General features: G+C 73.8%; 1 protein-coding gene. It reads left to right on the forward strand.

Features of this window, described 5'->3' with window-relative positions; genetic code table 11:
- A partial coding sequence (locus ACEN88_RS34575; RefSeq protein WP_413346919.1) for an NAD(P)H-dependent oxidoreductase subunit E occupies positions 1–382 on the forward strand: 382 nt, incomplete at both ends.

Consider the following 382-nt stretch of genomic DNA (forward strand, 5'->3'; position numbering starts at 1 on the left):
CCGTGCCGGCCCGCAGGCGCTCGCCGACGTGCAGGCGGTGCTGGGGGATGCGCCTCGGCGGCGCGACCTGCTGATCGAGCACCTGCACAAGATCCAGGACCGCTACGGCGCCTTGTCCGCGGCGCACCTGGCCGCGCTGGCGCAGGAGCTCAAGCTGGCGCAGTCCGAGGTCTACGAAGTGGCCACGTTCTACCACCACTTCGACGTGCTGCGCGACGGCGAGGCTGCGCCGCCCGCGCTCACCGTGCGCGTGTGCGCCGGCCTGTCGTGCGAACTGGCCGGCGCGCGCGATTTGTTGAATCGCCTGCCCGCGATCCTCGGCACCGACGTGCGCGTGCTGGCCGCGCCGTGCATCGGCCGCTGCGACAAGGCGCCCGCGGCC

The sequence above is a fragment of the Massilia sp. CT11-108 genome (assembly GCF_047302915.1).
In the GTDB taxonomy this organism is placed as follows: Bacteria; Pseudomonadota; Gammaproteobacteria; order Burkholderiales; family Burkholderiaceae_D; genus Telluria; species Telluria orientalis.